Source organism: Roseofilum acuticapitatum BLCC-M154, from assembly GCF_030068475.1.
Taxonomy (GTDB): Bacteria; Cyanobacteriota; Cyanobacteriia; order Cyanobacteriales; family Desertifilaceae; genus Roseofilum; species Roseofilum acuticapitatum.
The window spans coordinates 1-4,178 of sequence record NZ_JAQOSP010000061.1 but is presented as its reverse complement, the minus strand read 5'-3'; the positions used below and the strand labels follow the sequence as shown (position 1 = coordinate 4,178).

Genomic DNA, 4,178 nt, shown 5'->3' with positions numbered 1-4,178 from the left:
CAACGTCAAATCCCGCGGTCAGCTTAAGCTCAATCTCACGCAGCAGTTTCAGAACGTCTTCGTCTGAGTGTCGCTTCCTCGCCATGCCAAATCCCCCTCTCGCGGCCAATGTAATGGCCCAGTTCTAGGGGGGAAGGACAGTATTATGTTACTTTGCGCAGACGAATGGGTTGGCCAAAGCTATTCTCTCCGGCCAACCCTTGATCGTAAACGTCAGATCAACAGCTCCAGTTCTGCCCATGACAACGTGCGGTCATCGAAGACGAAGCTCTCAATCTGGTTATAGCTGTTCTGTTGATGTCGAACTTGGACGCTGTCGCCATTTCCAAAGTCGATGAGCAGATCCCACTGATTGTGACCAGTGATAACGCTGAAGTTGCTTGCATCGAAGGTCCTGCCTTCAAACACGATCGTATCGTCTGCATCGCGATGATGCCCACCGTCTTCGATCGTGTCCTGCCCATCGCCGATAGCAAAGATATAGGTATCAGCGCCTTGGTTCCCGAACAGATAATCGTCCCCAAGTCCCCCACGAATGAGATCGTCATTGGTCGCAGACCCATAAACACTGTCGTCGCCTGACGTCATTTGGGATGCCATCATCATAGCATCGAGCTGATCGGCCGTGACGGTTTGGTCGTCAAAAACAAACTCATCAACGCGATTAAAGCTGTTCTGCTGGTGCTTGATTTGGACGCTGTCTCCATCTCCAAAGTCGATCAGCAAGTCCCACTGGTTGTGACCGACGATTGGGCTGAAATAGCTCAGGTCAAAATTCCGACCCGTGAATACCGCTTGATCAGCTGCATCCCTGTGGTGTCCAGCATCAGCAATGGTGTCTTGACCATCTCCGATGGCAAACATGTATGTATCGCCCTGCTGTCCGCCGCTGAGATAATCATCGCCCAAGCCACCCTGCATGAGATCAGACGTCACCGATGATCCGTAAATCGTGTCATTGCCATTGGTGGTTTGTAGGGCCAGCAACATCGCATCTATTTCGTTAGCCGTTACGGTCTGATCGTCGAAAACGAACTCTTCAACGCGATTATGGCTATTCTGCTGATGTTTGATCTGGACGCTGTCTCCATCCCCAAAGTCGATTAGCAAATCCCACTGGTTGTGACCAACGATTGGGCTGAAATAGCCAATGTCGAAGTTGCGCCCTTCGAAGATAACCTCGTCATATTTGTCTCTGTGATGTCCATCGTCGATAATCGTGTCTTGCCCTTCGCCTACCGCAAAGAGATAGGTATCGTTTCCTTGCAAACCGGAAAGCTCATCGTCCCCAAGACCGCCAGAGATGGTATCTTGCCCCCCGGAGGCATGAACATCACCCTGAAAATCCACAAAGCTGAGGTCGATGATGTCGTCTCCACTCGTGCCGTTGAGGATGCCATCAGGCGCTTGGACAAGTCCGGACAGCCAACTCTCATAGGTGACGCCGTCTAAGAAAATCGTTGAGCCCGGGAAGCCATCATGCCGTATTTCGATGCCACCCGTAACGGAGGTGACTATGATCCCATCCGGCAACGCAGTTGGATCAATATTAAAGCCCCCCAGCGCAATATGATCGTTAGCAACATCGAAGTCGAGGATCGTGTCTGCTCCACTATTGTCCTCAAACAAAACAGTGTCTGAACCGCCGCCTAGAGAGACGATGTCGGAGCCTTCCCCAGAAACAACAAAATCGTTCCCCGCTCCACCAAAAATCGTGTCGGCCCCTGTACCCGCAACTATCGTATCCTCGCCATCACCTCCCAAGATATGATCAGCACCGGCTTCACCGAGCAATTCATCATCGCCGCTTCCGCCGTCCATCTGATCATCGCCGTCTCCACCGATAATGATGTCCTGGCCCGAATCTCCAGTCAGTGAATCGTCACCTTTTCCTCCAAGCAACGTATCGGCACCGGAACCTCCGCTTATGGCGTCGGATAGCTCGCCGCCATTTAGTATGTCGTCACCACCATTTCCAAACATCGCGGCGGCCAAACCCTTGCCGGGCATCACAAAATCATTCTGTTCGCTTCCTTGAAATTCCGTGTTGCTTGGGTCGAGTGTTACGAGGTCGTCTGCTGAAACGCTGTTTGTTACCAAACCGAAAGGGGTAGAGAGCGTTTCTTCCACCACGGTGAAGCCGCTCTCGCCAATTATCCATTCTTGGAACCCTAATTCTTCAATACGGGCCACCACCTCTTGCGCGGTTGGATAGAATTGCGGATCGCCAGTGCGTTCGTAGACCACTAGCTGGCGCACTTCACCTAAATCGAACTCTACCTCGACGAAATTTTCTCCTCTTGCTGCGAGGGATAGAAGATCGATCGGTGGAGTTCCATCTACACGGACGAACTTCGCAGTGAAGCTCTCTGAAGGTGTGAAATCCCACCCCCACCCGCGGATCTCATCATTGACCCAACCGCCCAACATATCAACAGTGCTCGATACACCAGATATTATAGCGTTAATGTCTTGAGCTTCCCCAGACGGTATACCTAAGCTCTGAAGATCCGTTAGCAAAACTCCCGAAGCAATTTCGTCAAAGGTATACGAAACGCTTGTTTCACCAACTATTGGAAGATTGACCGTAAATGAAAGGTTTTCTCCATCCAGTCGCACGGATCCGACAGAAATTCTGAAATTCTCAAGAGTAACGGAAGCACCGGCTCGCAATATAATGTCAGTATCGAACAAGCGACCATTGGGGCCCCATTGCCCAGAAATTCCGACAGTCGCAGATATTGATCCCGTTCCGTCTGGCGACGAAATGCTTCTGCCTATTGTAGCATCAATGGTCAGCACTGTACCCATTGGACTAACCGACGTATTGATCTGACCAGCGGGAAATATTGGTAAGTCTATTCGTGCAGGGATAGCTAGATTTGTTGGGTGATATCGACCGTATATACTCATGATATTATCCTCTATTGAAGCTCCCTAACCACTCGAAAACCGATATAGGAACTACGCCCATCTTCCGGTATTGGAAATCTTGATTGTGGCCTGACCCATCCCTGTGTTCCATTGAAGCTACCGTCGCGCAAAACTCGTATACATGGCGCAAGATGCATCGCATTGTTCAGATATGCGGTAGATGTAGGCCAGCTTTGATGACGTTCGGTGTAGCAGGACATTGTCACCTCGCGAACGTTACCCGCGGTGTCATGCAAACCCCAAGCATTTGGGATTAACCGCCCAACCGGAATAGGGATTAACTGCCCAGGTATTTCAGGGTTCTGTCGCCAATCGGGGTAGCTTTCCCCGTCCCAGAAATTTGCTTCACTCAAATCCAGACTATTACCATTGTGAAATAGAGTTGTAGCGCCAGCTCGCGCTGCGTATTCCCACTCAGCCTCTGTCGGTAGACGGTATATGCCGTCTTCTGAGAAGCCGTTCAGCCAACCGATGTATTCTTGGATGTCGAGATAGCTAACCCGCCGTACAGGGTTAAGACCAATCGCATCATAATTCCCGTACCGTGTGGATGTAGCGGCAGATGGTTGATGCTGGCAGGCACCGTCAGATACGCAAGCCATCCATTGTTCGAAAGTGACTTCGTAGCGTCCTATAGCGATAGGTATATCGATTTGCACCTGGTGAACAGGGCCTTCCCATGGTGCGCCTAGGGGATCTTCGCGCCCCATCGTAATTGGAAAGCCGTGTGTATCGGGTTGAAGCGGCTCACCACCCATCAAAAAGCCGCCTAGTGGGAGAACAACCATCTCCGGACAATCTGGACATTCTTGGAATACTTCCAAGACCCGAACGTTACCTAAGATTTCCTGTCCAACTGCCATACCACCAGTCATGGCAAGAACTAAAAGAGCCACACCGGGCCATCGGATTTTCCCCAGCTGATCTTTCATCGGTTTTGAAAAGCCCTTTTAATCAAAACCAGTAGCGTGCGTCGATTTAAGTTGTAAGAGATGTCTAAGAGAACGGTCAAGCTGATTTGCTTTCGTACATACACCAGCCTCCACATCTGCGACATTAAATCGCTCATCTGACTGTCTTCTTAAATCTGCCATGCTGTTTCTGTTTGTCTAGCCCCCTGTGCCTGGGCCACTGATTGTTCGGTTCTCTAGTATGGTTTCTGGTACGGGTGGCCGCATGTTGAGCGCCTGGTGTGGACGCGTGTGATTGTACTGTTTGAGCCAGTGATTGATGATGATCTGTGC

General features: G+C 50.6%; 3 protein-coding genes. All 3 read right to left on the bottom strand.

What is annotated here, in order from left to right:
• Positions 1-213 precede the first annotated feature (213 nt).
• The 3 genes from PMG71_RS08540 to PMG71_RS24115 all read right to left on the bottom strand — a co-directional run bounded on the left by PMG71_RS08540 (position 214) and on the right by PMG71_RS24115 (position 4,166).
• On the bottom strand, positions 214-2,811 hold the full coding sequence (locus tag PMG71_RS08540; RefSeq protein WP_283753242.1) for a calcium-binding protein: 2,598 nt from the start codon (positions 2,809-2,811) through the stop codon (positions 214-216).
• Between the two features lie 113 nt (positions 2,812-2,924).
• Positions 2,925-3,866: a formylglycine-generating enzyme family protein gene (locus PMG71_RS08535; RefSeq protein ID WP_283753241.1), complete on the bottom strand. Its 942-nt coding sequence runs from the start codon at positions 3,864-3,866 to the stop codon at positions 2,925-2,927.
• Between the two features lie 177 nt (positions 3,867-4,043).
• Positions 4,044-4,166 (bottom strand): integrase core domain-containing protein, encoded by a 123-nt coding sequence (locus PMG71_RS24115; protein WP_430541002.1) that lies wholly within the window; start codon positions 4,164-4,166, stop codon positions 4,044-4,046.
• Between the last annotated feature and the right edge of the window lie 12 nt (positions 4,167-4,178).

Bases quoted from the DNA above. Each gene is read 5' to 3' on its own strand.
- PMG71_RS08540 (WP_283753242.1), bottom strand. From the start codon at position 2,811: ATGGGTACAGTGCTGACCATTGATGCTACAATAGGCAGAAGCATTTCG.
- PMG71_RS08535 (WP_283753241.1), bottom strand. From the start codon at position 3,866: ATGAAAGATCAGCTGGGGAAAATCCGATGGCCCGGTGTGGCTCTTTTA.